The sequence below is a fragment of the Rhodococcus globerulus genome, from assembly GCF_019334125.1.
GTDB classification, from domain to species: domain Bacteria; phylum Actinomycetota; class Actinomycetes; order Mycobacteriales; family Mycobacteriaceae; genus Rhodococcus_F; species Rhodococcus_F globerula.
Map to the genome: position 1 here is coordinate 6537793 of NZ_CP079698.1, position 26733 is coordinate 6564525.

Below are 26733 nucleotides of genomic sequence, written 5' to 3' on the forward strand. Positions count from 1 at the left end.
CGTCCGCAGCGAAGGTGCTTACCTGATACGGAGGGTGTTGTGCGAATCTCGGCCGAGGAATTACTGGCGCAGGTACTCGATCCAGGGAGCTTCGCCTCCTGGGACGTGGCGCCGCTCGACGTCCATCCCGGCCCGGAGTACGCCGCAGACCTTGCCAAAGCTCGGGAAAAGAGCGGTGCCGACGAGTCGGTCACTACCGGCGTCGGCACCGTTCGTGGGCGTCGGGTCGCGGTAATCGCCTGCGATTTCAGCTTTCTCGCGGGCTCGATCGGCGTCGCCGCAGCGGAACGAATCACGGCGGCCGTCGAACGTGCCACGGCAGAACAACTTCCGCTCCTGGCCTCCCCCACGTCCGGCGGAACCAGGATGCAGGAGGGCACCGTTGCCTTCGTGCAGATGGTCAAGATCGCTGCGGCTGTTGCACTCCACAAGGGGGCACATCTGCCGTATCTGGTTTACCTGCGCAACCCCACCACCGGTGGCGTATTTGCCTCTTGGGGATCGCTTGGTCACATCACCATTGCCGAACCCGGCGCACTGGTGGGCTTTCTCGGACCACGTGTCTACGAGTCGCTGTACGGCGAAAAGTTCCCCGAGGGCATTCAAACGTCGGAGAACTTGTACCGCAACGGCGTAATCGACGGTGTGGTGCCCGTCGAACGTCTTCGCCTGCTGGTCAATCGAGCACTGTGTGTTCTCAGCGATCCCCCGGCGCCGTCAGCACCCGAATCCGCAGATATTCCCGAAATTCCCGACGTTCCGGCCTGGCAGTCGGTGATGCTGTCCCGCCGCGCAGACCGTCCGGGTATCCGGCAACTACTGCGCCATGCTGCCACCGAACAGGTACCGCTCAGTGGCACGGGCCAAGGTGAGACCGACAAGACGATCCTGCTCTCGCTCGCCAGGTTCCGAGGTTACCCCTGCATCCTGCTCGGGCAGGATCGCAGTGGGCAGTCAACCCAGAACACCATGGGGCCTGCGGCCCTGCGTGAGGCGAGACGCGGCATGAAACTGGCGGAAGAACTACAACTTCCCTTGGTTCTCGTGATCGACACGCTCGGAGCATCGCTGTCCAAGGAGGCTGAAGAACGCGGACTGGCTCCCGAAATCGCCCGCTGCATAGCAGATCTCGTGATGCTGAAGACGCCCACGGTTTCGGTGCTTCTCGGTCAGGGCACTGGCGGCGGCGCATTGGCGCTTCTGCCGGCCGATCGGGTGTTGGCCGCACAGAACGGTTGGCTCGCCCCACTGCCACCCGAAGGCGCCAGTGCGATCGTGCATCGCGACATCACCCACGCTCCGCAGATGGCCGCGGCCCAGGGAATTCGATCGTCGGACCTTCTACGTGACGGCATCGTCGACGCCATCATCCCCGAACGGCCCGATGCGGCAGACGAACCCGTCGAGTTCTCCAAACGCGTCGGGGCGGCAATCTCTCACGAACTCGCCTTGCTGGCAACTGAATCCACCGTCGACAGAACCTCTGCGCGGATCTCTCGCTATCGTAATTTGGGGGTACCCCGGTGAATCCGAAGGCGACCGATCCGAGCGTACTGACGCACAGCTACGACCGCGCCGCGCTGGCGCGCTTCGAAGTGTTCCTCTTCGCCTCGATTGCCACGGTGCTCATCACCCGCGCCTACCTCGCTGCCATGGGATATCCCCAGATCGGCGGCGGTGCACTGCATATCGCGCACGTTCTGTGGGGCGGACTGCTGATGGCGGTCGCGATCGTCATGACAGCCATCACGGAAGGCAGTCGAATCCGCGACCGCGCATCGCTGATCGGCGGCATCGGATTCGGGTTGTTCATCGACGAGATCGGCAAGTTCGTCACGGCCGACGTCAACTACTTCTACCAACCCGCCATTGCCATCATGTACGTCGTCTTTGTTCTGTTCTACCTGGTAGCGCGTGAAGTGGTGATCCGGCGCGGCATGAACGACCGCCATCGACTGTCCATCGGCGCGCGAGCGCTGTCGGATCTTGCTCTCGGACAACTGGATACCGTTCATTACAACCATGCACTGCGCGTTCTCGACGGAGTCCGCGACCCCACGCTTGCCGACTTGGCCGGTTCGATCAGGGCTGGTCTGCACTCACACACCCCCACCGGCGACGGTATCGAATCGCGGATCACACAGTGGCGCAACTCGGTCTCGGCCCGCCTCGACGCCTTTGTCGGTCATCGAATAGTCCGTCGCGTCGTGCTGGCAATCTTTGTCCTGGACGCACTCAGCGCAGTGATCAGCGTCGTCGTCGCGTTTGTGACCGACGAGGAGATCATCGCGCAGGACATCTCCGATCTTGTGGTTCTGCTGTCGAGTATTACCGCCGGAATCCTGGTCATTCTCGGTGTGTGGTTCCTGTTCCGCGGACGCTACCTACGCGCGCTGCGACTGCTGCGGGCTTCCATCGTCGTCAACCTTCTCGTGACGCAGGTGTTCCTGTTTGCCCAAGATCAGTTCGGCGCCCTCACCGGATTTGTTCTCTCGCTGTTCCTGCTCGCCGTACTCCGCGTCACGATTCGACGCGAGGAGGCAGAACTCGCGCCGGCTCCCGACCCCGCGCTCGAAACCCGCCACTGACCGACAAATCGAGCCCGTCCAGCGCAAAGGAACCTCCCCGGCCATCCTCGGCGCCAATCTGTTCCCTACCTGGCCTAAGGTGTTTCCCGTCACAGATGTCCGAAGTTGAGGAAAGGACCCACATCGATGAGCGAGAGCCAGCCGGCGTCCCACACCACCTATGCCGACGCGTACCGCGAGAGCATGGACCAGCCGGAAAAGTTCTGGCTCGACGCTGCGCAGGCAGTCGACTGGGATGTGGCTCCCACTTCAGCTCTCGACGATTCCGCGGCGCCCGTCTACCGCTGGTTTCCGGGTGCGTCGCTGAACACGAGCTTCAACGCTCTCGATCGCCACGTCCGTGACGGCCGCGGCGATCAGACCGCACTGATCTTCGACTCCGCGATGGTCCCCACCAAGGCCACGTACACGTACTCGGAACTGCTCGAGCAGGTGTCACTGTTTGCCGGTGTGCTTCGCGACCAAGGTGTTGTGGCGGGCGATCGCGTCATCATCTACATGCCGATGATCCCCGAAGCAGCAATCGCGATGCTGGCCTGTGCGCGCATCGGCGCAGTGCATTCGGTGGTGTTCGGCGGTTTTGCCGCGAAGGAACTCGCAACTCGTATCGACGACGCCGGCCCGGTTGTCCTGGTGACCGCGTCTGGTGGCCTCGAGCCGGGCCGCACCATCGAATATCTGCCGATGGTGGAGAAGGCTCTGCAGCTTTCCGCGACACCGGCGCACACCGTCATCGTGAAAAATCGTGAGCAGATTCCGGGTTCGGCGGCCGATTACAAGTCCAGTGGCGCAGCGTGGTTCGACTGGGACGAGCTGATCTCCGACTCGACGCCGGCTGCTCCGGTCTCTGTCGCCGCTACCGATCCGCTCTACATCCTCTACACCTCGGGCACCACGGGTAAGCCCAAGGGCGTTGTGCGCGACAACGGCGGACACGCAGTTGCCTTGACCTGGACGATGAAGAATCTCTACAACATCTCCCCTGGCCAGGTGTGGTGGACGGCGTCCGACGTCGGCTGGGTGGTCGGCCACTCGTACATCGTCTACGGCCCGCTTCTCGCGGGAGCCACGACGGTCATGTACGAGGGCAAGCCCGTCGGAACGCCGGATGCCGGCGCGTTCTGGCGCATCATTTCCGAGTACAAGGTCTCGGCGCTGTTCACCGCGCCGACAGCAATCCGCGCTGTCCGCAAAGCCGATCCCGATGCGAAAGAGATTGCCAAGTACGACATCTCGTCGCTCGATACCCTGTTTGCCGCCGGTGAGCGCCTCGACCCCGACACGTACGAATGGGCGACCCGCGTTCTCGACCGGCCGGTCATCGATCACTGGTGGCAGACCGAAACCGGGTGGGCGATCTGCGCAAACCTTCGTGGCCTCGAACCCATGGCGATCAAGGCCGGTTCCCCCACCGTCGCGTGCCCCGGCTATCGCGTCGAAATCGTCGACGGCAAGGGCGAACTCGTCGAGGCAGGCACCGAGGGCAACATCGTGATCGGTCTCCCCCTGCCTCCCGGCACACTCGCCGGACTGTGGCGCGACGACGATCGCTACGTCAAGTCCTATCTCTCCACCTTCGACGGTTACTACCTCACCGGCGATTCCGGCTACATCGACGAGGACAACTACGTATTCGTCCTCGGCCGCAGTGACGACGTGATCAACGTTGCGGGCCATCGCCTCTCGACCGGCAGCATGGAAGCTGTTGTCGCAGGCCATCCCGCAGTCGCGGAATGCGCCGTCATCGGCATCCACGACGAACTCAAGGGACAGCGTCCCAGCGGCTACGTCGTACTCAAGTCCGGCGTCGACATCGATCCAGAGACGCTGCGCAAAGAACTGGTCGCCCGGGTCCGCGATCAGATCGGTGCCGTCGCCACGTTCCGCGACGTAACAGTGGTGGGCGCCCTACCGAAGACTCGTTCCGGCAAGATTCTGCGCAAGACCATGCGCCAGATCGCCGACAACGAGGAGTACACAGTGCCATCCACCATCGAGGACGCGACCGTCCTCGAAGATCTGACGAAACTCCTTCGCGGATAACAAATTTTCCGGTTCCCCTGCCCGGCACCGCCAGAACCCGCAAGATGAACATGTTCTAGGTTTCAGGTAGTCACACGGGCAGGGGAATCAACATGGGCACATTGGACGGACAGGTCGCATTCATCACCGGAGCGGCCCGCGGTCAGGGCCGCGCACACGCCGTGCGCCTCGCGTCCGAGGGCGCAGACATCATCGCGGTGGATCTGTGCTCACCGGTCGCGACAGCCGGATACGACATGGCTACCGAGGCGGACCTGGCTCAGACCGTCAAATTGGTAGAGGCGCAGGGCCGACGCATCTCCGCCTCCGTCGCCGATACCCGTGATCATGACGCGCTCAAAGCAGCGGTCGATGCCGGTGTCGAGAAGTTCGGCCGACTCGACATCGTCATCGCCAATGCCGGTATTGCCGCATCAGCGAAGTTGTCGTGGGATCTGAGCCCGGAAGAATTCCGTGAATTGATGGACATCAACGTCACCGGCGTCTGGTTGACCACAAAGGTCTCAATCCCCCACATCATGAGTGGCAACCGAGGCGGATCAATTGTGCTGATCAGTTCCATGGCGGGCCTGCGGGGCGTGCCGGGCATCGCCCACTACTCGGCGTCCAAACATGCCGTCCGCGGATTGGCGAAGTCATTGGCCAACGAGCTCGGCTGGGCCGACATCCGGGTCAATTCAGTGCACCCGGGCAACGTGCGCACCACGATGATCGACAACGAACCCATGGTTCGAGCATTCCGGCCAGATCTGGAAAACCCGGTTCTCGAGGACACCGCGCCCATCATGTCGAAGCTGAATCTCCTGCCGCATCCGTGGGTGGATCCCGAGGTGATCGCCGACGCGGTGTTCTATCTGGTGGGACCTGCCGGACGCGGAATCACCGGTATCGCGTTGCCCATCGACCTGGGCACGTCGGAAAAGTTCGCCGGCGGGTAGGCGGCTAGGCACACAAAATTGCCCCTGCCGGATGGGTCTCGAGCACCATCCGGCAGGGGCAATTCTCGGCTTGATCAAGCCTTCGTAGCAACAGAACAAGTAGTCGGCAACCTCATAGGCGCTCCTCGTCTGAAGTAGGAAACTCTTGTGTGGGATGCGCAACAAACCCAAGACCAGGATAGAAGCATTCTCGGAAAAGTGCGCGCCAATCGGCGGTATTTTTTCAGATTCGGACAAACGCGGCAAGCCTCTCACCACCTATTATCGAACCGGATCGGATCTTTTACCCATCCCGACCGTCCCACCCTTACAGCAGGTGGATCACCAACAAGATCACTGCGATAGCCGGGAACAGCATCTGAACGACCGCGGCACGCGCTTTGTCCGGCGAAGACAGGATCAGGACAAGACCCGCCGCAACCATCGACCCGGTTCCCGCGAGAACAAGCGCGATTCCCACTGACGCCGAACCTGTTGCTGCGACGACAATGCCGATCACCGAGACGATCGCCAGAAAAAGGTTGTAGAAGCCCTGGTTGAACGCCAGCGGCTTTGTTGTCAGCGCTTCTTCCTCCGACTTCACACCGAATGTGGCGCGGGTCTTCGGCGCCGTCCAGAGGATCGATTCGAGGACAAAAATGTAGACGTGCACAACTGCGGCCAGTGCCGCGAAGATGTAGCCGGCGACGTTCATCGGTGGACTCCTGAGTTTCGGCGAATTCTGTATCGTTCGGTCCAATATATACTGGACCGAACGATACAGAAAGGGGTGGCTTTTGATGGCCCGGTCACAGGAGTTCGATACCACCAGCGCGATTGCCGCAGCGCTGGATGTGTTCTGGGCTCGCGGATACGAAGGAACGTCGCTCACCGACCTCGAAACGGCAACCGGCTTGAGTCGGTCGAGCCTCTACAACTCGTTCGGAAACAAGCGCGGCATATTCGACTCGGCGGTGCAGATGTATCTCGAACATGTCATCCGCCCGCGTCTGCGTGGCCTGACCGACAATCCGACGCCCGACGCCGTTGACAGCTACCTCATCTCCCTGCGCGGCGCCATCGCGACCATGACACCTGATTCACCCAGACGCGGGTGCCTGCTACTCAACGCAGCAGCGGGAATCGGCGCGCACGACGACGCCGTCGCGGCTGTGATTCGTAGCTACCGGCAAGAACTCTCCGACGCGATCGGCAGTGGGTTACACGCCTCATTCCCGAGCGCTACGGCCGCCACCCTCGCGGACCGAACCCGAATTCTTCTGTCCTGCACCGTAAGCGCGCTCGTACTGGCGCGGGTTGATACAGCCCAGGCGACAGCAACACTGGAATCTGCACGCCGCTTGCTTCTCGGTTGGGGTTAGCAGATTCTTCGAAAATCACTCACGCGCGTCACTCCGTAGCGACCCGCGCCTCGAGGGCAAGCGCCTGGTCTACCAATTCCGCGACTCGTTGCGGCGAGACCGGTTCGAGGTCGAACAGAATTCGGTAGATGATCGGCGCCACTACATGATCCACCAACGAATCACCATCCACTGCAACAGCTTCCGGCCAACGCGCGAGTATCACATCGATCTGCGTACGGCAGAAGAAGGCGCACTTGAATTTCTTGGTGCCATCTGGTGCGTGCGTTTGATCGTCGCTCATGAGCACATCTCGCAGCGACGCACGCCCGACCGGCGCGGACATCTCCTCGAGGTACTCCTGCGCCCAGACTGTCAGATCTCCTCGGAGTGAACCCGTTTCACGCGGGTCGGCATCCGGGCGCAGTCTCTCGATCGAGACGTCCGCAAAGACTTCGTTGATGTCGCCCCACCGCCGATAGATGGTAGACGGGGTCACACCCGCGTCGGTCGCGATCATCGGGACCGTGATCTCTGCTCGATCGCGCTGTTCCAACAACTTGCGCGCCGACGCGTGCACAGCCTGTTGGATGCGCGCGCTGCGGCCACCGGGGCGCGGACCTGTGGACGGACTCATGAATCAATCCTAACGCAAAGATGTTGCATTAGGACATTGCCAGGCGTAGCGTCCCAAACGCAAAGTATTTGCGTTTGAGGTCTTTACCACCCGCACGGGAGCGCTATGACAACGACCGTTTCACCACCGACCGAGAGCACCGCACGCCCGCGCCTGGGTCGGGGAGCAGCTTTCACACTGATCGCCGTCATCATCGCCACGTTCCTGGGCGCGTCCGCGACCCCGACGCCGCTGTACGAGCACTACCAACAGATGTGGGGATTCTCCTCGCTCGCGTCGACGCTCGTCTTCGGCATCTACGCCCTCGCACTACTCGCCACACTCCTGACCGCCGGGTCCTTGTCGGATCACATCGGCCGACGTCCGGTCCTGCTCGGAGCGCTTGCACTCGAGGCAGTCTCGCTCGTGTTATTCGCCTCTGCCGACGGCTTGGCGATCCTGCTGATCGCCCGCGTCGTGCAGGGCGTTGCCACCGGCGCAGCAATCAGCGCTTTGGGTTCTGCGTTGATCGACCTCGAACGCACTCCCGGCCGCGGGTCCATCATCAACAGTGTCGCTCCGACAGTCGGCCTTGCCGTCGGCGCGGTGGGTTCGAGCCTCATCAGTGAGCACCTCCCCCGACCAACGAGCACTGTCTACCTGGTTCTCCTCGTACTGGTCGCTCTCGAAATCCTCGGGGTATGGGCCGCGCCGGAAACCTCGGGCGGACGGCCAGGAGCCTGGCAGTCGCTACGCCCCACCCTTGCCGTTCCCCGCCAAGCACGCACGATGATCGCGTTGACCGCACCGTGCCTGATCGCGGTTTGGGCGTTGGGCGGGTTCTACCTCTCACTCGGACCGGCGTTGGCGCGCAACGCACTCGACGTTCACAGCTCTCTCATCGGCGCCATCATGGTCGCAACGCTGACGGGATTCGGTGCCGCAGCGGTGCTCACCTTCCGCGCACTCGGCGGTCGGACCGTGATGCTGATCGGAACCACCGCACTGGTGCTCGGGGTGGCCGTCACACTCATCGGCGCTGAAACATCTTCTGCGGTATTGATTCTAGCCGGTACAGCCGTTGCGGGCATCGGCTTCGGAGCGGGGTTCCAGGGAACCATCCTCACTGTCATGCCGCTCGCCGAGAACCACGAACGCGCGGGTCTGTTGTCCACCGTGTACGTCATCGCATACCTGGCCAACAGCCTTCCGGCATTGCTGGCCGGCTATCTGGTCGGCAAGGTGGGCTTGATCGATACGACGCGTGGTTACGGGGCACTTGTCATGGTTCTCGCGGCCGCCGCGCTGGTCGGACTGTTGATGACCGGAGAACGCAAAGTCTCGAAGCCATCCATTCGCGAGTAGATTTTCTCCCTACTGGTTCTTTCGGCAGCGATCGATCGACGGTTTCACTCCACCTTGATCTCGCCGTAACGCCGCAGGGCTTCTTCACGTTCGAGCGCGTGGTCGACAATCGGATCCGGATAGTCCGCCGGTCGCATGGCTTTCAACGAGTGGACGGCTTTGCCTGGCACATCCCGGAGTTCAGGCACCCACCGACGGACGTATGTGCCGTCGGGATCGAACTTCTCTCCCTGCGTGATCGGGTTGAAGACGCGGAAGAAGGGCGAGGCATCCGTGCCCGACCCCGCGGTCCACTGCCACCCGTGCTGGTTGGACGCCAAGTCACCGTCCACCAGATGCGACATGAAGAATCGCGCGCCACGCCACCACGGAATGTGCAGGTCCTTCACCAGGAAGGACGCGACGATCATTCGCACCCGATTGTGCATCCAGTTCTCGGCCGCGAGTTGCCGCATGCCCGCATCGACGATCGGGAAACCTGTCTTGCCCTCACACCAGGCGGTGAAGACGGCGTCTGTGTCGGCTCCACCGTCGTGACGTAAGCGGTCGAACTTGTTGTCGTAGTTCTTCCGTGCACTGTCGGGGCGTTGAAACAGGATGTCTGCGTAGAAGTCTCGCCAGGCCAGCTGGCGACGATAAGCCTGAGCGCCGTCGCCGAGTCGCTTGGAAAGATCTGCCAACATGGTTCGCGGATGGATCGTGCCGTACTTGAGCGGAATCGACATCCGGCTGGTGGTGTCGAGATCGGGCCGATTGCGTTCGTCGTCGTACCGGTCAAGATCGTTCTCGCAGTATTCTTTCCACTGCTCGAGCGCACCGGCCTCACCGACGAAATCACTGACGGAGCCGGATGGCACGGGAATCTTCACCCGGCGCGGGCCACCGTCCTTGCCGCTCGGATCGAACCAACGAACGGTCTGCGTATCGGTCGACGCGGGGCCCCGCCAACCGTGTTCCATCCACTGACGGAAGTACGGCGTGAACACCTTGTACGGATCACCGTCGGCCTTGGTGACGCGTCCGGGCGCTACGGCGTACGGAGAACCGGTCGCGATCAACTCCACCTGCTCCGCCACTGCAGCGTCGCGCCGCCGGCCGTACGGTCCGTAGTCGGCACTGATGTGAACTTCTTCGGCGCCAACGGATTCCGCTACACGGGGCACCACGTCCGCCGGATCACCTCGAACAACCATCAATCGTCCGTCGAGTTGCTGATCGAGCGCCGTCAAGTTGGCGAACAGTTGATCCTGGCGGGGTGACCCTGCCGGTCCGAGCAGTTTCTCGTCGAGAACGAACAGCCCCAACACCTCACCGCCGGCATCCGACGCCGCACTCAGGGTAGGAAGGTCACCTACCCGCAGATCGCGTCGAAACCAGACCACAGAGTTGCTCACCCCGTCGAGCCTACCGATCAGATCCCAGAACGCACCCCATCGCCCGAGCAGCAAGTTGCCCAGCTTTCTCGGGTGTCGGTTCGGAGGCGACCCCGAGCAATCGCCGACGGTGTTCCTCACCGAGCAGCAAGGTGTACAGCTGATCCGCGCACAGCGCAGCCTCCTCACCGTGCTGATCCAGCAATATCTTTTCCAGGAAGGCAATCGACTTGGCTGGGCCGGATTCGTAGAAAGCTGCCGCCAGGTCAGGGAACTGCAATGCCTCACCAATCATCATGCGGTGCAGTGCAATCGAATTTTCGCTGTGCAAGGCGACGACGATATCCACTGCTGCTGAGAGAAGGTCGGACTGGCCACTGCCTGCATTCTCGACGTACGAGTGCTGACGTGCGACGGCAGCTGCAAACACCGCAGACTTGTCGCCGAAGTAGCTGTACACGGTGCGCTTGGCGACGCCGGCCGCCGTGGCAATCGCATCGATGGTCGTTCGCGCAAAGCCGACTTCCCGAAACGAGTCGACCGCGACGTCGAGGATTTCGTTACGCCGGTCAGCGCGCTCGGCGTCACTGGTTCTCCCTCGTCGGCGAGGTTGCTCCATCAAGTCCCCCATTACGGTGCCACGCAATTAATGCTACGTTGACGTTTCATTACCTAGAACATTACAGGAGCACCCCATGACCGGACAACGACTCGTCCACGTCGCAATCGCAGACGATTGGGAAGCGTGCAAGCGCTTCGGTGAATATGAGGTCTCCACTCGCGGAATCAGTTACGACGAAGCGGGATTCATCCGCGCAACCACCCCGGACGCACTCGCTTCGGTGCTCGATCTGGTGTTCGGCGACCTGACCCTGCCGCTGATCGTCGCCGTCATCGACGAGGACGCTCTGACCTCCGCGGGCATCGACGTCGAACGGGAGGCCGGAAAGCCTCGAATTCTCCGACCTCTACCGATGGACGAGGACACCGTGGTCGCCGAACTCGCCATGGAACGCGTTGACGGGGCCTGGCCGATTCCCGACCTGACCCCGTACGCAACCCACGCCCGCTAGACCAGCACAGCCTCTGGTTCGGCTACCGGCATCGACGACTTCTTCCGGCCAGCGGCAACGCACAGCGCAATCCCCGCAGCAATCCAGCACAACAGCACCAGCAGTGGTGTGCCCGCTCCATTGCCGTCGAAGAAGGCCATCGAGCGGACTGATGCCCCTGCGGCGCCCGGCGGGAGCAGTTGCCCCAACGCACCCCAACCCGCAGGCAACCACGCCGCCGTTGTCGCCATCCCCGAGAGCGGATTGCCGACGAACATCATCGTGACGGCGCCTAACGCGAACCCCTTCATCCCGAGCAGCGATTCGAGCCCCAGAATGGGGAGCGAAATAGCCGAAATACCCACGGTGAGCGTTAGGGCGGTGAGCAGGTAGTTTCCGTCAAGGCTATTGGTGCCGAACTGCAGAATGGCAGTCAGTGCAAAACCAGCGACAACCGCGACGCCGACGGCGCCCAGCACTCGCTTGACGATACTGCGCGGAAACAGTTGCACGAGAACAACAGCAGGCATGATTCCTCCGAACACCAGCGGCAGGGCCAATGCCGTGAGCCCAGCACCAGTCGGATCGTCCGCCGTCAGCGGCACAACGTCTTCGACGGGCACCTGTGCCCCCGAAGCCTCCGAGAGGCCGTTGGCCACCCCGGTCAGGGTTTGAGCGATCGGCGTACCGCCGGCGGTCGCGATCAGCACGTGAGGGCCGGTCGCGTCGACGGCGATTCCGCCGACCACGTCTCGATTGCGAATCGCGTCGCGAAGGGAGTCGACATCGGCGAAGTTCTGGGTGTCGAAGGCACCCGGCTTGGTCGCCTCGAGCGAGGCGCTGATCTGCGTGGTTGCCTGGACTGGACCGGTGATGCCCAACTTCAGTTCGTGCGGGCCACTGTTTACCGAGGGCAGCACGAAAGCGAGCAGCATCAGCCCGATCACGGCGGACAAGCCCAACACCACGGCCACCAGCTTCTTGCGATCCCGTGCTTCAGCTTCGACGTTCATGATCACCTTCCCTAAGTGGAAGTTTTTCCTCCACTATTTGTGGAAGATATTCCTCCGGTTATGATGAACTGTCAATACCGGAGGTGAATGTGCGAGCCGATGCACGCGAACGCAGGAACGCAATAGTCGACGCCGCACGAGCGGTGTTCACCGAGCGTGGGCACGACGCCCCCCTCGACGCGGTCGCAGAACTAGCGAAAGTGGGGATAGCCACGCTCTATCGCAATTTTCCGACGCGCGAGGACCTGGTGACCGCGGTCGCCGTCGCGACGCTGACCGACGTCCGAGAGGCTGCGGACATCGCCCTCACAGCGATGCCAACCGATCCGACAAACGCGTGGCACACGTTGGTGGATCGGCTCGTGGAACTGCGCCTGGGTGCGCTCATTCCTGCCCTGGTGGAACATAGTTTCACCGAGTTGGCCCCCGAAGTTCTGGCAGTGCGCGAGGTGACGAAAGCGAAGATGACCGCGACAATCGGCGCCGCTCAGAGCGCCGGACTGGTCCGCGCCGATCTTCAACCCCTCGAATTTGTCATGGCCCTGGCCAAACTGACCCGCCCACAAATCGAACTGTCCGACGAGGCCATGCCGAACCTGGTCCCGAGGTTGGTCGCGGTGTTCATGGCCGGTCTACGACCGGACGGCACCGATTTACCGGTCTGATCCCCAAATCTGACAATCCCGCGGGCACAATAGGGCGGTGACCGACACTCCGCTCATCCTCGTGGTCGACGACGACGCCGACGTCCGCTCTTCCCTCGAACGCGGATTGAGGCTTACGGGATTCACCGTCCTGACGGCGGTCGACGGCGCCGACGCCCTCCGTGTGATCGCGAACAAGCATCCTGACGCGGTGGTTCTCGACATCAACATGCCGGTACTCGACGGCACCGGAGTCGTCACCGCGCTACGCGCTGCAGGCAACGAAATCCCCATCTGTGTGCTGAGTGCCCGAAATTCTGTCGACGACAGGATTGCCGGACTCGAATCCGGAGCCGACGACTACATGGTCAAACCCTTTGTCCTCGCCGAACTGATCGCTCGGATCCGGGCAATGCTGAGGCGGAGCAATGCCCCGGCCAGTGACCGCGGCGAAGGCGCCAACACCTTGCGCGTCGGCAATCTCGACATCGACCTATCCGGACGACGCGTTCGCGTCGACGGCAGTGAGGTCCCGTTGACCAAACGCGAATTCGAGTTGCTCGAAGTGCTCGCACACAATTCCGGCATCGTTCTCACCCGCGAACGCCTCCTCGAACTTGTGTGGGGGTACGACTTCGTCGCGGACACCAACGTCGTTGACGTGTTCATCGGATATCTTCGCCGCAAGTTCGAGTCGGGCGGCTCGCCGCGACTGCTGCACACCGTGCGCGGTGTCGGTTTTGTCCTGCGGGAAAATCCGTGAAGCCTCGGCAATACTCACTCCGAATCCGAGTAGCTGCCGCTGCCGCGTTGGGGGCCACGTTCATCGTCCTCGCACTCGGGGCTGTCGTGGCGTTGGCCATCGCACGAAACAACCTGGCACAGTTGGACCGTCGCCTCGAAACCGCGTCGACGGTACTCGTGGCCAACGCTGCGACGGCCGGCCCGTTCCTCGGAGCGTTCGGGGACGCCGGCGCGTTCTCGGTGACGATCCGCACCGCCACCGACGGAACGGTCATGTCGAGCACACCCACCCGGTTGCCGGAACTGCCGCCGGGTTCGGAAACCGTCGAAGTCGACGGAACCAAGTACCGCGCATACACCTCGAAAGCCGAAGGCATCAACGCTCTTGTCTCACTGGCAGTTCCGTATGCAGAAGCTCGCGACATCACGGTCGAACAGCAACGTCAGGTTGCCTTCTTCGGACTGGGCGCCGTGGCCGCTGCCGCCGCCCTTGGGTGGTTGTTCGGCGGCCCCGCTGTGCGTCCGCTGGTGGAATTGACCCGCCGGATCGCCCGACGCGACCCGGACCTCGCGACGCAGGTTTCCGGCATCCGAGAGGCGGACGAGCTTGCGGCAGCAGCAGAGTCGATGCTCAAGGACGTCGCCAGCGCACAAGCTGCCACGACGTCGGCGTTGGCAACTGCCCGCGACTTTGCCTCCGCTGCCGCACACGAGCTACGCACTCCGCTGACAGCAATGCGCACAGATATCGAAGTGCTGTCCACCCTTGATCTGAACCAGTCTCAGAGACAAGAGATTCTGGTTGATCTCGCCCGCGCTCAAGGCCGGGTGGAATCGACCCTGCGAGACCTCGAGCGACTTGCGAAGGGCGAACTGTCCACGTCCGAGGACTTCAAGGACACCGATCTGATCGAAGTGTGCGATATCGCCGCCGAGGAGGCGATGCGCCTGTATCCGGATCTGCGCGTGAGCGTCGACGCCGCCGATTCGCCTGTGCCGTATCGCATTCACGCACTACCGGGTGGAATTCGTCTGATTCTCGACAATGCCATCACCAATGCCGTGCGGCACGGCCGTGCCACCGAAGTGCGTATCACGCTGAGTTATCGGGCCGCCGCACCCGCCGAGTTCACCATCACCGTCGACGACAACGGGGCAGGTATCCCGGTAGACGAGCGCGAAGCAGTGTTCGGGCGATTCACCCGCGGGTCCACTGCGAGTCAGACCGGTTCCGGGTTGGGGCTTGCACTGGTAGCGCAGCAAGCCTCCATACACGGCGGCAGCACATCGTTCCACGACAGCCCGTTGGGCGGTGCACGACTGCTGATCGAACTCAAGGATCTGTCAACGCACCACTGAATCGAAGGCAGGAACAATGTCCGAACCGTATGTCGCGCAGCCCGATCGCTACAACACCATGCCCTACCGTCGTACCGGCAAGAGCGGGTTGAAGCTTCCCGCCATTTCACTGGGCCTGTGGCACAACTTCGGCGACGACGTCCCCATCGACCGCCAACGGGCCGTGCTACGACGCGCATTCGACCTCGGCATCACCCACTTCGATCTGGCCAACAACTACGGCCCGCCGTACGGCAGTGCCGAAACCAATTTCGGACGGATCTTGCGGGAGGACTTTGCATCCCATCGCGACGAGTTGATTATCTCGTCGAAAGCCGGGTGGGACATGTGGCCGGGCCCTTACGGTTTCGGCGGTTCACGCAAGTACCTGCTGGCTTCACTCGACCAGTCGCTGAGCCGCCTCGGTATCGACTACGTCGACATCTTCTACAGTCACCGCCCCGACGCGGAGACCCCGATCGAGGAGACTGCCGGAGCTCTCATCAGCGCCGTCCAGCAGGGCAAGGCGTTGTATGCGGGGATCAGTTCGTACTCCCCCGAGCGCACCGGCGCGATCGCCGCACTACTCGAAGCAGCCGGTGTTCCGCTGTTGATCCACCAGCCGAGTTACTCGATGCTGAACCGCTGGATCGAACAGGATCTACTCGCCACTGTCGACGAACTCGGCGTCGGCGTGATTGCGTTCTCCCCCTTGGCCCAGGGAATGCTCACCGACCGCTACCTCGACGGCGTCCCCGAGAATTCACGTGCGGCACAAGGCAAATCACTCGACCCGTCGTGGCTCACCGACGATGCTCTGACCCACATCCGGGCCCTCGACGCCATCGCCCGTGGTCGTGGCCAGTCATTGGCGCAACTCGCGCTCAGCTGGGCGCTCCGCGATTCGCGCGTCACCTCGGTGCTGATCGGAGCATCCAGTGTGCCGCAGCTCGAAGCCAACGTCGGAGCACTCGACAATCTCGAGTTCAGCGCCGACGAACTCGCCTCCATCGATCGACACGCGCGTGAGAGCGGCATCAATCTGTGGGCGGAGGCCAGTTCGATCTGAACAGGCGGACCTAGGCCAGGGTCGGCAACTCGACGTTGACGTGCTCGCCCTCTTCGAAGACGGCTGACGCCGGTCCGACGATCAGGGGATCCGGGATTCCCACAACCCGGTGATCCTTGTTGGGGTATTCGAAGGAGGCGAGCACGTGACGCATCGCCTCGAGCCGAGCGCGTTTCTTGTCGTTGCTCTTGATCACCGTCCACGGAGCGTCGCCGGTGTCCGTGTAGAAGAACATCGCCTCCTTGGCCTGGGTGTAGTCGTCCCACTTGTCCAGGGAGGCAAGGTCGGTGGGTGAAAGCTTCCACTGACGCACCGGGTCGGTTCGACGGGCGGCGAACCGCGCCAACTGCTCCTCACGGCTCACCGAGAACCACAGCTTGTGCAGGTGAATCCCGGAGTTGACGAGCATCCGCTCGAAGTCCGGTGCTTCCCGCATGAATTCGAGATACTGCGTCGGCGTGCAGTACCCCATCACACGTTCGACGCCGGCGCGGTTGTACCACGACCTGTCCATCATCACGATTTCGCCGCCACTCGGAAGATGCGCGACGTACCGCTGGAAATACCACTGTGTGCGCTCGATATCGGTCGGCTTCTCCAGGGCAACGACGCGCGCGCCACGCGGATTGAGATGTTCTGTGAACCGCTTGATGGAACCACCCTTGCCCGCCGCATCTCGCCCTTCGAAGATGATCAGAATCTTCTGACCGGTCTCCTTGGCCCACAACTGCAGCTTGAGCAATTCGATCTGGAGGCGGCGCTTCTTACGCTCGTACTCCCGCCGCGACATCTTCCTCTCGTACGGGTACCCCTGTTTCCAGGCATCCGCGTATTCGGCAGGCTCCAGCCCACCGAGTTTGTCCGTCAGGTTCGCAATCTCGTCGATCTCGTGCGCGTAGTCCTCGGTCACGGAGATTCTGGCGCCTTTGACGGACAAGTCTGGAACCCGACCGTCGACACCGTTCGACTCAGGACTCATAAGTGGTGCGCTCCTTACCGTCGAGCATCCGGAATGTGAATTTTACGCTCTGATGTCCGGCCACGTACGATCTCTGCTGCATTTACCGCGAACGCGCGGCAACACGTGCTTGCTCGCGGATGGACAACACGTCGCTGCCTTGCGGCGCACTGACGCCGGCACGGTACTTTGAGTCGAGGTAACCACAACGGCTGCCGATACCTGCATGAGAAGAGTTCTGAGGATATGCGTGTTGACGGACGGGACATCCCGGTAACGGGAAGTCTGCTGCCGCCGCTGCAACGCAGAACCAGCGACATCATGCGCGTCGTATTTGCTGCGGTAGTCCTTGGCGGTGTGATCGCCGGTTCGCTGATCACCCGTAGTCAGTGGGACGCCCTCGAGACCTCCGTGTCCAACATCGTCGGTGTTCTCTCGCCCAGCCTGTCCGACACGGTGTACCTGCTGTACGGCCTCTCTATCCTGGCTCTGCCGTTCGCGATTCTCATCGAACTGATCGTCGGCAGACGCTGGAAACTGTTTGCCGGGTATGCCGCGGCGGCGATGTGCGCGCTGGTGGCGCTGTCATTCACCGGAACCGGGCTCTCCGCCCCGAAATGGCACCTCGACGTGCCCGACCGCCTCGACGCCACCTTCCTGTCCCAGTTCCTCGACGATCCCCGCTGGATCGCGATGCTGGCCGCCGTTCTGACCGTGTCCGGACCGTGGCTGGCAAAGAAGTGGCGACGTGTCTGGTGGACCTTGCTTCTGCTGTTCGCGCCGATCCACCTCGTCGTCAGTGCGATCGTGCCCGCCCGGTCGATGCTCGGATTGGCCGTCGGTTATCTCATCGGTGCCGTCATCGTCCTGCTGGTCGGCACACCCGCTCTCGAAGTTCCGCTCGATTCCGCAGTGCGTGTGCTGTCGAAACGCGGCTACCGGGTCACGGCGTTCCGAGTGGTCAGCCCCTCAGGTCTCGGTCCACTCGTACTGTCCGCAGCCGTCGACGAAGTCCCCGACGACGAACTCTGCGAGGATCTGACCGTCGAACTGTACGGACAGAATCAGCGCAGCAGCGGCGTGATCCGGCAGACTTTCCGCTGGATTTCCCTGCGCAATCGCGAGACTCCGCCGCGTCATGCGTCGCTCCGCCGAGCCGTCGAACATCGTGCGTTGATGGGAATCGCGTTTGCCGACATCGGACTCGCAAGTTCCAAGGCAGTGGCAACCGCACCACTCGATCGTGGCTGGGAAATGTACGCTCGCCCCACTCCCCGTGGGATCCCACTCACAGTCGCTGCCCGGGATCAGAAAACCGAGGATCTCGACGCGGACGGTCCGTCCACCAAGCTTGTCGACACACTGTGGCAGACACTGCACACGACGCACGTCCACCAGATGGCACACGGCGACCTCCGCGCATCCGAGATCCACATCGACGGCGGCGGAGTCCTGTTCGGCGGTTACGCCTACTCCGAATTCGGCGCTACCGACGTGCAGATGCAATCGGACAACGCACAGCTGCTCCTCACCACGGCAGCACTGTTCGGCGTCGAGTCGGCTGTGGACGCGGCTATCCGCACCCAGGGCGCGGAAACAATTCTTGCCGCTTCCGGACGATTGACCGCCTCAGCTATGCCGAACCGAATCCGCAAGGGAATCCCCGATTCCACCCCGCTGATGACCGAGATCCGCGACGAAGTCGGCGCCAAGAACGGCATCGAGAAAGTCGCCCCGGCACAGGTCACACGATTCAGTCGCAATCAGATCATCCAGCTGGTGCTCCTCATCGGCTTGGTCTACGTCGCTTACCCGTTCGTGGTTCAGGTGCCGACATTCCTGTCCGAACTCGAGACCGCCAACTGGTGGTGGGCACTGCTGGGACTCGGAGTCTCAGCACTGACGTATGTCGGTGCCGCCGCAGCGCTGTGGGCCTGCGCGTCGTCGATGGTCAGCTATCGACATCTGCTGATCATGCAGGTGGCCAACACGTTTGCGGCCACCACCACGCCGGCCGGTGTCGGCGGCCTGGCACTGAGTGTGCGCTTCCTCCAGAAGGGTGGACTCGGAACCGTCCGAGCCACAGCTGCAGTTGCGTTGCAACAGACGGTTCAAGTAGTGACCCACGTGGGTCTGCTGATCTTCTTCTCCGTCGTGGCCGGCCGAGATGCCAACCTGTCGCACTTCATCCCCGGAACGACAGTGCTGTCCCTCATCGGCGGCATCGCCCTGGGAATTCTGGGCGCATTCATGTTCATCCCCAAACTGCGGCGCTGGCTCAACGAGGACCTCAAGCCGCAGATCACCGAGGTTCTCGGCGAACTGAGTCAGCTGGCACGTAACCCCACACGCTTCCTCATCATCGTCGGCGGAAGTGCGGCAACAACTCTCGGCGCAGCATTGGCACTGTGGGCCAGCGTCGAAGCGTTCGGCGGCGGAACAACGTTCATCACCGTCACGATCGTGACCATGATCGGCGGAACGCTTGCATCTGCCGCCCCGACACCCGGCGGCGTCGGCGCCGTCGAGGCCGCCCTCATCGGCGGCCTGACGGCATTCGGACTCCCCGCGAGCATTGCGGTCCCGTCGGTCCTCCTCTACCGCGTGCTGACCTGCTGGCTGCCCGTCTTCTGCGGTTGGCCCATCTTGCGATGGCTACAGAAGAAAGACATGGTCTGAAAGAAGCCGCTACGTGCGAACAACGTGGGCTTGCAAGGCTTTTCCGTCCTCGTCTATCCAGCCCTTACTCTTGGCGTAGTCGATCATCTCCGCCACGCCTGCCGCAGCGTTCTCGATTCGCTTCGTGAGAATGAAAGCGCTTGCACCGCGCGCATAACCGAAATCCCGAGCGCGCAGCACCTCGTCGAGTTCACGCTCGGTCATGTCCGACGGCACCTCGACATGGAAGTCCCGTAGGTTCCCGGCATCCTCGACGCTGACCCGGCCTTCCTCGACCCTGATGTACACGTCAGGCCTTGTCTGCGACCTCTTGGGCGTACTTCTTCGTCATGTGATCCACCGCGTCGAGTTGTGCCTTGGCATGTCCCTCCCGGACGGCCCGTGCATGCTGCGCTGCATCCAACGTGGCCTGCGCCTGCCCCTGGAAATGGGGAAAGACCTCCTGCGCGAACAACTCTGCCGAACGACGCGTGTCCTGCGGATTCGCCCAGTCATGTCCCATCTGCAGCATGCATCCGAATCCACCGGACTGATCCCACAGTCGTTGCACTTGACGCCGAGCCTGCTCCGGCGTGCCGATAACGCCGATTCCCGCCTCGTTGACGAAGTCGATCATCTCGTTCAAACGAGACCCCGAGACCGCCATCTGAGGGAAGGCCGCGACGTGCTGGAAGTAGTCGAACCACTCCTCGATTCCGTACTCCACCTGCTTGCGCGCTTCCGCCTCGGTTTCCGCGATGTGGAACGGCCCCGCCAGAGACCACCTGCGACGGTCCACCGTAGTGCCGTTGGCTTCTGCGCGCTCCTCCATCACGTTCCAATGATGTGCCAGCGCATCGAAACCGTCGGCGGACAGGGTCGCACCGATGGACAGCAAACCCAGACCATGTGTGCCGGCCAGGCGTGGCCCGGTCGGGGAAGCGACTGCGGCAACGGTTATTTCGATACCATTCTCCGAATACGGGGCAAGTTGCAGCTTCGCGTCGAACAACTCGTGAGTGCGCGTCTTTGCCGATACCGTCTCGCCACGGAGCAGCCGAACGACGATGTCGAGATTCTCCTGCAACAACTCTCGCGTGTCTGTCGGATTGAGTCCGATCATCGCCGAGTCGGTGGGCAACGATCCGGGCCCGACGCCGAAGATCGTGCGACCGTGAGTCAGATGGTCCAACTGCATGATTCGATCAGCTGCCCACAGAGGATTGTGATACGACAGCGACGTCACGCCGGTTCCGAACCGGATTCGCGGTGCCCGCTGCGATGCCGCGGCAATCATGATTTCCGGTGATGCAATGATTTCGCTTCCGGCGGAGTGATGTTCACCGAACCACGCCTCGTCGTAGCCCAACCGGTCGAGATGTTCGACCAGTTCGAGATCGCGCTGCAACGCTGCCGTCGGATTACGTCCGGGGACGTGGAACGGTGCCATGAAATACCCGAAGCGAAGCCTGCTCATGAGTTTCTCCTTGTGCCGTGGTCCAATTCTTGGCCGTGCACACAAAGGCTATCCATCGAGTGACGCCAGTCACAGTGCACGAAAGTGGATAATTTCAGGCCTGCTGGTCGGCCAATTTGTGCTGGTAGACCAACTTCACGAACTCCGCCCGATTGCGCACGTGCAGCACAGCGAGGATCCGGCTGACGTATTTCTTCACCGTGTCGGGACTCAACGACAAGATCACCGCGATCTCGTCGTTGGTATGGCCGTCGGCCAACAGTTCGGCAAGATCACGCTGCCGCCGCGTCAACTTTTCCTGCCAACTCGGACTCGACTGACCGGGCAAGGTCTGACACAACAGTGATAGTTGCCGACCCACTATCCCCAAGCCCGCCACGTCGGTCGCGGACAGATCCTTGCCCTCCGAATCGAAAATCCCGACCAATCCGTGAACGCCATGAGCCAGTTGGAGGTGCATGACCGCTGCGCTGTGCAAACGCTTGCGATAAAGAAAATCGCTGAGGTACGTCGCCGATTCCGATGGCACATCCAATAATTGAGTGTGGGTGATGGCCGGGGATGACATCAATGTCGCCCGAGATTGCGCTGTCGCGAACACGTCATCGGGATACCACCGCGCTTGATACTCGTCGAGAATCGGAGTAATCCGACCCGTGGTCACCGGATTCGGGTCAGCGAATGCCGACGTGAATGTGGGACCGACGAGGAAGGTGGTGTTGGGGCAGCGGTAGTGATCGTGCAACGCGACCATGAGGAGGTTCTTGAGCTGATCGAGCGTTCTCGCGGCCGAACAGTAGTCGAGGATCGCAAAGACACGGTCGTAGTCCGCAGCGGACAGCGCGAGGTTACCGCTACCGTGCACGTCGACCACCTCACCCGAACTATGATCCAGATCACTCAACGGACAGCATAAGCACAACTTCGAGAAAACGGACAAGTTCGCTGCCTACCAGCACGGTTGATGCCGATAACCGATACTGAGCTTTATGTCGGAACTCGGAAATGAACCGGACTCGAAGCAGAAGGCGGTGCTCGAGCGACACGCGTCATGGATCGAATTGTTCTTCGACCTGGTCGTGGTTGCCGGTATCGGTCAGTTGGCTCACCTGCTCCACGGTTCGCCGTCGTGGTCGGATGTCGCGCTCTACGCATTGCTCTATCTCGCGTTCTGGACCGCGTGGGCGACGTTCACGATGTACGGCAACATTGCCGGCGACCGCGTCCGAATCCCGAGCATGCTGATCGCCATGTTCGGACTGGCCGTCATGATGGCGGCCGTGGCCGGCATCCACGACAACCATGCGCTGGCCTTCGCTGTCGCCTACGTGGCCGTACGTCTGCTCGCGAGTCGGGTGTGGCACAACGGCCAGATAGTCGTGGACTGGCCGATCGCCCAGATGTCTCTCGGCGTGATTCCGTGGATCGTCTCGTTCTGGTTCGAGGGCGAAACTCGGTTCTGGCTCTGGACCGCCGGTGTGACCATCGATCTGCTGATCATGTTCATCGTCTCCGGCACCGCGATCATGGCAGACGCGCAGGAAAAGCTCGACCGCATCATCAAGATCCGTGGGTTCAAGGACGATCGGATGCCCGAACTCGAAGCCCTGCACTCCGAACGGGCTCACCTTGCAGAGCGGCTAGGCCTGTACGTCATCATCGTGCTGGGCGAGGGTGTGATCCTCGTGATCTCCGCGGCCTCGAAGCTCGCCTGGGACTCAACGGTGGTCAGCCTCGCCGTCGGGTCGTTTGTCCTGCTCTCCGGTATGTGGGCGCTCTCGCTTCTCTACGGTCACGCCGGCGTTCCGCACCTGCAGCCCGAGAAGTTTCCCGCTCGCATCGACATGGCCATGCACTGTTTCACCACCGGCGCAATCGCGGTTCTGGTCGCAGGACTCGGAGCGGCAACCGAACACGGTGCGGAGCATACGCCCGCGAATCTGCGGTGGCTGTTGTGCGGAAGCATCGCTGTCTATTTCGGAATCAGCACGGTGGCAGGGCTGTTTGCGCGGTCGGACCGACGGTGGCTGCTCGGCTGGGCGATCCCCTGCACCGCGATCCCCATCGTCATGGGCGTCGTCGGCACACATATGAGCGCGACATGGATCATCTGGGTGCTGGTGGCCACCGTCGCCTGGCAGAACGCCTACGAGTACGCGCAGGTACGGCGTTCGCGCCGCTCTGCTGTGCGCCTTTATTAACCCCCGCGCGGTTAATAAAGGCGCACAGCGGAAGTCACCCTACGGTGACGCCCGTGCGAACGTCCGGTGCACCCAGGCGCGCCGCATCAGCCGTCAGATCGTCGGGCTGCTCCTGAGATTCCCGCTCGGCTGCAACGCGCAACCGGTAGTGCTCGATCTCCTCGGCAATGTGCTCGGGGGTCCAACCCAACACCGGCGCAACCAGTTCGGCTACTTCCGCGGCTGCCGCGTCGCCGCGGTCCGTGACCTCGATCGATATACGAGTACGGCGGGTCAGGATGTCGTCGAGATGCTGCGCACCCTCGTGACTCGCGGCGTAGTGAATCTCCGCCTCGAGGTACTCGGGGGCAGAGTCCAAAGGCCGTCCCAGTTCCGGCCTCGCTTCGATGAGTTCGAACAACTCGTCAGCCAAAGTGCCGTAGCGACCCAGCAGGTGTTCGATAGTCGAAACGTGCAGTCCGGTGCGCTCAGCGGTGAGGTGCCGGTTGTTGTACGCGGCAAAGTAACCGTCGGCGCCCACCAACTGAATACGCTCGGTGCACGACTTCGGCACCTTCTGCTCGAGTCCGTGCACCGCGGAATCGACTGCGTCCTTGGCCATCACGCGATAGGTGGTGTACTTGCCACCGGCCACCACCGTCAAACCCCGAACCGGACTCGACACCGCGTGCTCACGGGAGAGAGTGCTGGTCGAATCCGATTCGCCGAACAGCAACGGACGCAGTCCCGCGTACACACCGACGACATCCTCGTGCGTCAGCTCGTCCTGGAGGAGCTTGTTGACATGACCGAGGATGTAGTCGATGTCGCTTCGGCTCGCTGCCGGATGCGCGAGGTCGAGGTTCCAGTCCGTGTCCGTCGTACCGATGATCCAGTGGCTTCCCCACGGGATCACGAACAGCAGGCTCTTCTCGGTCCGCGTGATGATTCCGGTTGACGAGTTGATGCGGTTGCGCGGGACGACCAGGTGAACGCCCTTGGACGCGCGGACCTGGAATTGTCCTCGCCCACCGACCATTTCCTGAATCTCGTCAGTCCACACGCCTGCTGCGTTGATGACCTGGCGAGCCCGGATCTCGAACGCGCGACCGGTTTCCAGGTCCACTGCCTTCACACCGACAACCCGGTCCTCCTCGCGGAGGAAACCGACGACGCGCGTGCTGTTGACGCACAGCGCGCCGTACTCGGCTGCCGTGCGCGCCAGCATCATCGTGTGCCGGGCATCATCTACCTGTCCCTCGTAGAACTTGACCGAACCGCGGATGGCAGAACGCTTTCCGGAAGGGAACGATTCGAGGGTCTTCTTCTTTCCCACATGCTTGTGGTGTGAGGGAACCCCACGGCCTGCGCCCATCACGTCGTAAACGCCGATGCCCAGACCGACGTACGGCCGGTCGATCAGCTTCTCGAGCGGGTAGATGAACGGCACCGGCTTCGCAAGGTGCGGACACAGCGAGTTCAGTACCAGGGACCGCTCACGCAGTGCCTCGAACACGAGCGCAAAATTGAACTGCTCGAGGTAGCGCAGTCCACCGTGGAACAACTTACTGGACCGGCTCGAGGTTCCGGACGCGAAGTCACGTGCCTCCACCAAGCCCACCTTCAGTCCTCGAGTTGCGGCGTCGAGTGCGCTGCCCGCGCCGACCACGCCACCGCCGATGACCAGGACATCGAGTTCGGTTTCTTCCAACTTCTTCAGCGACTCCGCCCGCGAGGACGGACTCAATGCTTGTGCTGTGCTCATGAAAAGGGTTCCTTCACTTGAAAATAGGTAGAAATTGGGGACGCAGGATCAGTCCGCGTCGACCCAGTCCAGGGTCCGTGTGACGGCCTTCTGCCATCCTGCGTACAACCGGTCACGCTCGGCCGAATCCATCGAAGGCGTCCAACTCTTGTCCTTCGCCCAGTTGCTGCGGATATCGTCCTCGCTGTCCCAGTACCCGACTGCGAGACCGGCTGCATACGCCGCGCCCAATGCCGTGGTCTCTGCAACCACCGGACGGATCACCTCGACATCGAGCAGATCGGCCTGGAACTGCATGAGCAGTTCGTTCGCGACCATTCCGCCGTCTACCTTGAGAACCTTCAGATCGACGCCCGAGTCGAGGTTCATCGCATCGATGACCTCACGGCTCTGATACGCGGTCGCTTCGAGCACCGCACGGGCAAGGTGGCCCTTGTTCACGAACCGAGTCAGGCCGACGATGGCGCCGCGGGCATCCGCACGCCAGTGGGGAGCAAAAAGACCCGAGAATGCGGGCACGAAGTACGCTCCGCCGTTGTCGTCCACCGAACGCGCATCCACCTCGATATCTGCTGCACTGCTGATCATTCCGAGGTTGTCCCGCAACCACTGAACCAGCGAACCGGTCACGGCGATCGATCCTTCCAACGCGTAGATCGTCGGTTGGTCACCGATCTTGTAGCAGACCGTCGTCAGCAATCCGTTCTTGCTCATCACCTTTTCGGTGCCGGTGTTGAGGAGCACGAAGTTGCCGGTTCCGTAAGTGTTCTTCGCTTCGCCCGGTGAGAGGCAGGCCTGACCGAAGGTCGCTGCTTGCTGATCGCCGAGAATTCCTGCAATCGGCACTCCGGACAGCGTGCCACGCTCACGAACGAATCCGAAGATCTCGGACGAGCTACGGATCTCGGGAAGCATGGATTCGGGAATACCCATGTCGGCGCAGATCGCCGAATCCCATGCGAGAGTGTCGAGATCCATCAACAGAGTGCGCGACGCGTTGGTGGGGTCGGTGGCGTGCACTCCGCCTTCGACACCACCGGTCATGTTCCACAGCACCCAGGTGTCCATCGTGCCGAAGCACAACTCGCCTGCTTCGGCCTTCTCGCGAGCACCCTCGACATTGTCGAGTATCCACTTGACCTTCGGACCCGAGAAGTACGTTGCGAGTGGCAATCCAGTGACCGTCGTGTACTTTTTGGGTCCGTCATCGCCGGCAAGAGCCGTGCAGATCCGATCGGTACGCGTGTCCTGCCAGACGATTGCGTTGTAGACGGGTTTTCCGGTCGCGCGTTCCCACACCACCGCCGTCTCTCGCTGATTGGTGATTCCGACGGATGCGATATCGGCCGCGGTCAGGTCCGCATTGGCCAACGCGCCCGCGGTGACGTTGCGGACGTTGTCCCAGATCTCGATCGGATCGTGCTCGACCCACCCTGCCTGCGGAAAGATCTGTGTGTGCTCGTGCTGTTCGACGGCAACCACGTGCCCACTGTGATCGAAGATCATGCAACGTGTGGAGGTGGTCCCCTGGTCTATCGCGGCTACGAACTGCGCCATCGTGCTACCCCTTTG

24 protein-coding genes are annotated in these 26733 nt (G+C 62.1%); 13 read left to right on the forward strand and 11 right to left on the reverse strand.

Translation table 11 applies throughout. The features are described 5' to 3' along the window. The first annotated feature begins 39 nt into the window (after positions 1 to 39). The 4 genes from KYT97_RS29855 to KYT97_RS29870 all read left to right on the forward strand — a co-directional run bounded on the left by KYT97_RS29855 (position 40) and on the right by KYT97_RS29870 (position 5569). Positions 40 to 1527 (forward strand): acetyl-coenzyme A carboxylase carboxyl transferase subunits beta/alpha, encoded by a 1488-nt coding sequence (locus KYT97_RS29855; RefSeq protein WP_219111473.1) that lies wholly within the window; start codon positions 40 to 42, stop codon positions 1525 to 1527. Further along, positions 1524 to 2588: a hypothetical protein gene (locus KYT97_RS29860; RefSeq protein WP_219111474.1), complete on the forward strand. Its 1065-nt coding sequence runs from the start codon at positions 1524 to 1526 to the stop codon at positions 2586 to 2588. The genes KYT97_RS29855 and KYT97_RS29860 overlap by 4 nt, the downstream gene beginning before the upstream one ends. Before the next feature lie 126 nt (positions 2589 to 2714). Further along, the gene (locus KYT97_RS29865) at positions 2715 to 4631 is read left to right on the forward strand and encodes a propionyl-CoA synthetase (RefSeq protein WP_219111475.1); all 1917 of its coding nucleotides are present in this window, start codon (positions 2715 to 2717) and stop codon (positions 4629 to 4631) included. Positions 4632 to 4723: 92 nt separating this feature from the next. Beyond that, positions 4724 to 5569: a mycofactocin-coupled SDR family oxidoreductase gene (locus tag KYT97_RS29870; protein ID WP_092806641.1), complete on the forward strand. Its 846-nt coding sequence runs from the start codon at positions 4724 to 4726 to the stop codon at positions 5567 to 5569. 307 nt (positions 5570 to 5876) lie between these two features. On the opposite strand, the gene KYT97_RS29875 is transcribed toward KYT97_RS29870, so the two are convergent. Next, positions 5877 to 6263 (reverse strand): DUF1304 domain-containing protein, encoded by a 387-nt coding sequence (locus KYT97_RS29875; RefSeq protein WP_033234126.1) that lies wholly within the window; start codon positions 6261 to 6263, stop codon positions 5877 to 5879. Between the two features lie 85 nt (positions 6264 to 6348). Here KYT97_RS29875 and KYT97_RS29880 point away from each other — a divergent pair, with 85 nt between their 5' ends. Then, the gene (locus KYT97_RS29880) at positions 6349 to 6930 is read left to right on the forward strand and encodes a TetR/AcrR family transcriptional regulator (RefSeq protein WP_219111476.1); all 582 of its coding nucleotides are present in this window, start codon (positions 6349 to 6351) and stop codon (positions 6928 to 6930) included. Between the two features lie 28 nt (positions 6931 to 6958). On the opposite strand, the gene KYT97_RS29885 is transcribed toward KYT97_RS29880, so the two are convergent. After that, positions 6959 to 7546, reverse strand: a complete 588-nt coding sequence (locus tag KYT97_RS29885; protein WP_092806635.1) for a TetR/AcrR family transcriptional regulator — start codon at positions 7544 to 7546, stop codon at positions 6959 to 6961. A gap of 105 nt (positions 7547 to 7651) precedes the next feature. On the opposite strand from KYT97_RS29885, the gene KYT97_RS29890 reads away from it, so the two are divergent. Then, on the forward strand, positions 7652 to 8890 hold the full coding sequence (locus KYT97_RS29890) for an MFS transporter (protein WP_219111477.1): 1239 nt from the start codon (positions 7652 to 7654) through the stop codon (positions 8888 to 8890). Positions 8891 to 8934: 44 nt separating this feature from the next. Here the strand turns inward: KYT97_RS29890 and KYT97_RS29895 are convergent, their stop codons facing one another. Further along, positions 8935 to 10284 (reverse strand): cryptochrome/photolyase family protein, encoded by a 1350-nt coding sequence (locus KYT97_RS29895; RefSeq protein ID WP_219111478.1) that lies wholly within the window; start codon positions 10282 to 10284, stop codon positions 8935 to 8937. Between the two features lie 10 nt (positions 10285 to 10294). Beyond that, positions 10295 to 10882 (reverse strand): TetR/AcrR family transcriptional regulator, encoded by a 588-nt coding sequence (locus KYT97_RS29900; RefSeq protein WP_045069792.1) that lies wholly within the window; start codon positions 10880 to 10882, stop codon positions 10295 to 10297. Positions 10883 to 10958: 76 nt separating this feature from the next. Here KYT97_RS29900 and KYT97_RS29905 point away from each other — a divergent pair, with 76 nt between their 5' ends. Then, the gene (locus KYT97_RS29905; protein WP_219111479.1) at positions 10959 to 11336 is read left to right on the forward strand and encodes a DUF952 domain-containing protein; all 378 of its coding nucleotides are present in this window, start codon (positions 10959 to 10961) and stop codon (positions 11334 to 11336) included. Here the strand turns inward: KYT97_RS29905 and KYT97_RS29910 are convergent. After that, positions 11333 to 12328 (reverse strand): hypothetical protein, encoded by a 996-nt coding sequence (locus KYT97_RS29910; RefSeq protein ID WP_045069791.1) that lies wholly within the window; start codon positions 12326 to 12328, stop codon positions 11333 to 11335. The two genes, KYT97_RS29905 and KYT97_RS29910, sit on opposite strands and share 4 nt — an antisense overlap. Positions 12329 to 12417: 89 nt before the next feature. Between KYT97_RS29910 and KYT97_RS29915 the strand changes: the two genes are divergently transcribed. Genes KYT97_RS29915 through mgrA form a run of 4 tightly spaced genes read left to right on the forward strand, consistent with a single transcriptional unit; the run spans position 12418 to position 16123 of the window. Further along, positions 12418 to 12993 (forward strand): TetR/AcrR family transcriptional regulator, encoded by a 576-nt coding sequence (locus KYT97_RS29915; RefSeq protein WP_033234121.1) that lies wholly within the window; start codon positions 12418 to 12420, stop codon positions 12991 to 12993. A 37-nt stretch (positions 12994 to 13030) separates the two neighbouring features. Continuing rightward, positions 13031 to 13735, forward strand: a complete 705-nt coding sequence (locus KYT97_RS29920; RefSeq protein WP_033234120.1) for a response regulator transcription factor — start codon at positions 13031 to 13033, stop codon at positions 13733 to 13735. Continuing rightward, positions 13732 to 15075 carry a sensor histidine kinase gene (locus tag KYT97_RS29925; RefSeq protein WP_033234119.1) on the forward strand — a complete coding sequence of 448 codons (1344 nt, stop codon included), beginning with the start codon at positions 13732 to 13734 and terminating at the stop codon, positions 15073 to 15075. Before KYT97_RS29920 ends, KYT97_RS29925 begins: the two co-directional genes overlap by 4 nt. A 16-nt stretch (positions 15076 to 15091) precedes the next feature. Continuing rightward, entirely contained in the window at positions 15092 to 16123 is a 1032-nt protein-coding gene (gene mgrA, locus KYT97_RS29930) for an L-glyceraldehyde 3-phosphate reductase (protein ID WP_116102174.1), read from the forward strand. A 10-nt stretch (positions 16124 to 16133) separates the two neighbouring features. Here mgrA and ppk2 read toward each other — a convergent pair whose 3' ends face one another. Beyond that, positions 16134 to 17102, reverse strand: a complete 969-nt coding sequence (ppk2, locus tag KYT97_RS29935) for a polyphosphate kinase 2 (protein ID WP_245005965.1) — start codon at positions 17100 to 17102, stop codon at positions 16134 to 16136. A 225-nt stretch (positions 17103 to 17327) separates the two neighbouring features. On the opposite strand from ppk2, the gene KYT97_RS29940 reads away from it, so the two are divergent. After that, positions 17328 to 19760, forward strand: coding sequence for a lysylphosphatidylglycerol synthase transmembrane domain-containing protein (locus KYT97_RS29940; RefSeq protein ID WP_033234118.1), 2433 nt, complete (start codon positions 17328 to 17330; stop codon positions 19758 to 19760). A 9-nt stretch (positions 19761 to 19769) separates the two neighbouring features. Here the strand turns inward: KYT97_RS29940 and KYT97_RS29945 are convergent, their stop codons facing one another. From KYT97_RS29945 to KYT97_RS29955, 3 genes are all read right to left on the reverse strand, one after another. Beyond that, positions 19770 to 20048 carry a Rossmann-fold NAD(P)-binding domain-containing protein gene (locus KYT97_RS29945; RefSeq protein WP_033234117.1) on the reverse strand — a complete coding sequence of 93 codons (279 nt, stop codon included), beginning with the start codon at positions 20046 to 20048 and terminating at the stop codon, positions 19770 to 19772. Between the two features lies 1 nt (position 20049). Continuing rightward, the gene (locus KYT97_RS29950) at positions 20050 to 21216 is read right to left on the reverse strand and encodes an LLM class flavin-dependent oxidoreductase (RefSeq protein ID WP_045069061.1); all 1167 of its coding nucleotides are present in this window, start codon (positions 21214 to 21216) and stop codon (positions 20050 to 20052) included. 94 nt (positions 21217 to 21310) lie between these two features. Beyond that, positions 21311 to 22120: a response regulator transcription factor gene (locus tag KYT97_RS29955; protein ID WP_045069059.1), complete on the reverse strand. Its 810-nt coding sequence runs from the start codon at positions 22118 to 22120 to the stop codon at positions 21311 to 21313. Between the two features lie 85 nt (positions 22121 to 22205). Between KYT97_RS29955 and KYT97_RS29960 the strand changes: the two genes are divergently transcribed. Further along, positions 22206 to 23417, forward strand: coding sequence for a low temperature requirement protein A (locus KYT97_RS29960; protein WP_219111480.1), 1212 nt, complete (start codon positions 22206 to 22208; stop codon positions 23415 to 23417). A gap of 34 nt (positions 23418 to 23451) precedes the next feature. Here the strand turns inward: KYT97_RS29960 and KYT97_RS29965 are convergent, their stop codons facing one another. Together KYT97_RS29965 and glpK are read right to left on the reverse strand one after the other, a co-directional pair. After that, positions 23452 to 25161 carry a glycerol-3-phosphate dehydrogenase/oxidase gene (locus tag KYT97_RS29965; RefSeq protein WP_045069054.1) on the reverse strand — a complete coding sequence of 570 codons (1710 nt, stop codon included), beginning with the start codon at positions 25159 to 25161 and terminating at the stop codon, positions 23452 to 23454. Positions 25162 to 25209: 48 nt separating this feature from the next. After that, positions 25210 to 26718 carry a glycerol kinase GlpK gene (glpK, locus tag KYT97_RS29970; protein WP_033234112.1) on the reverse strand — a complete coding sequence of 503 codons (1509 nt, stop codon included), beginning with the start codon at positions 26716 to 26718 and terminating at the stop codon, positions 25210 to 25212. Between the last annotated feature and the right edge of the window lie 15 nt (positions 26719 to 26733).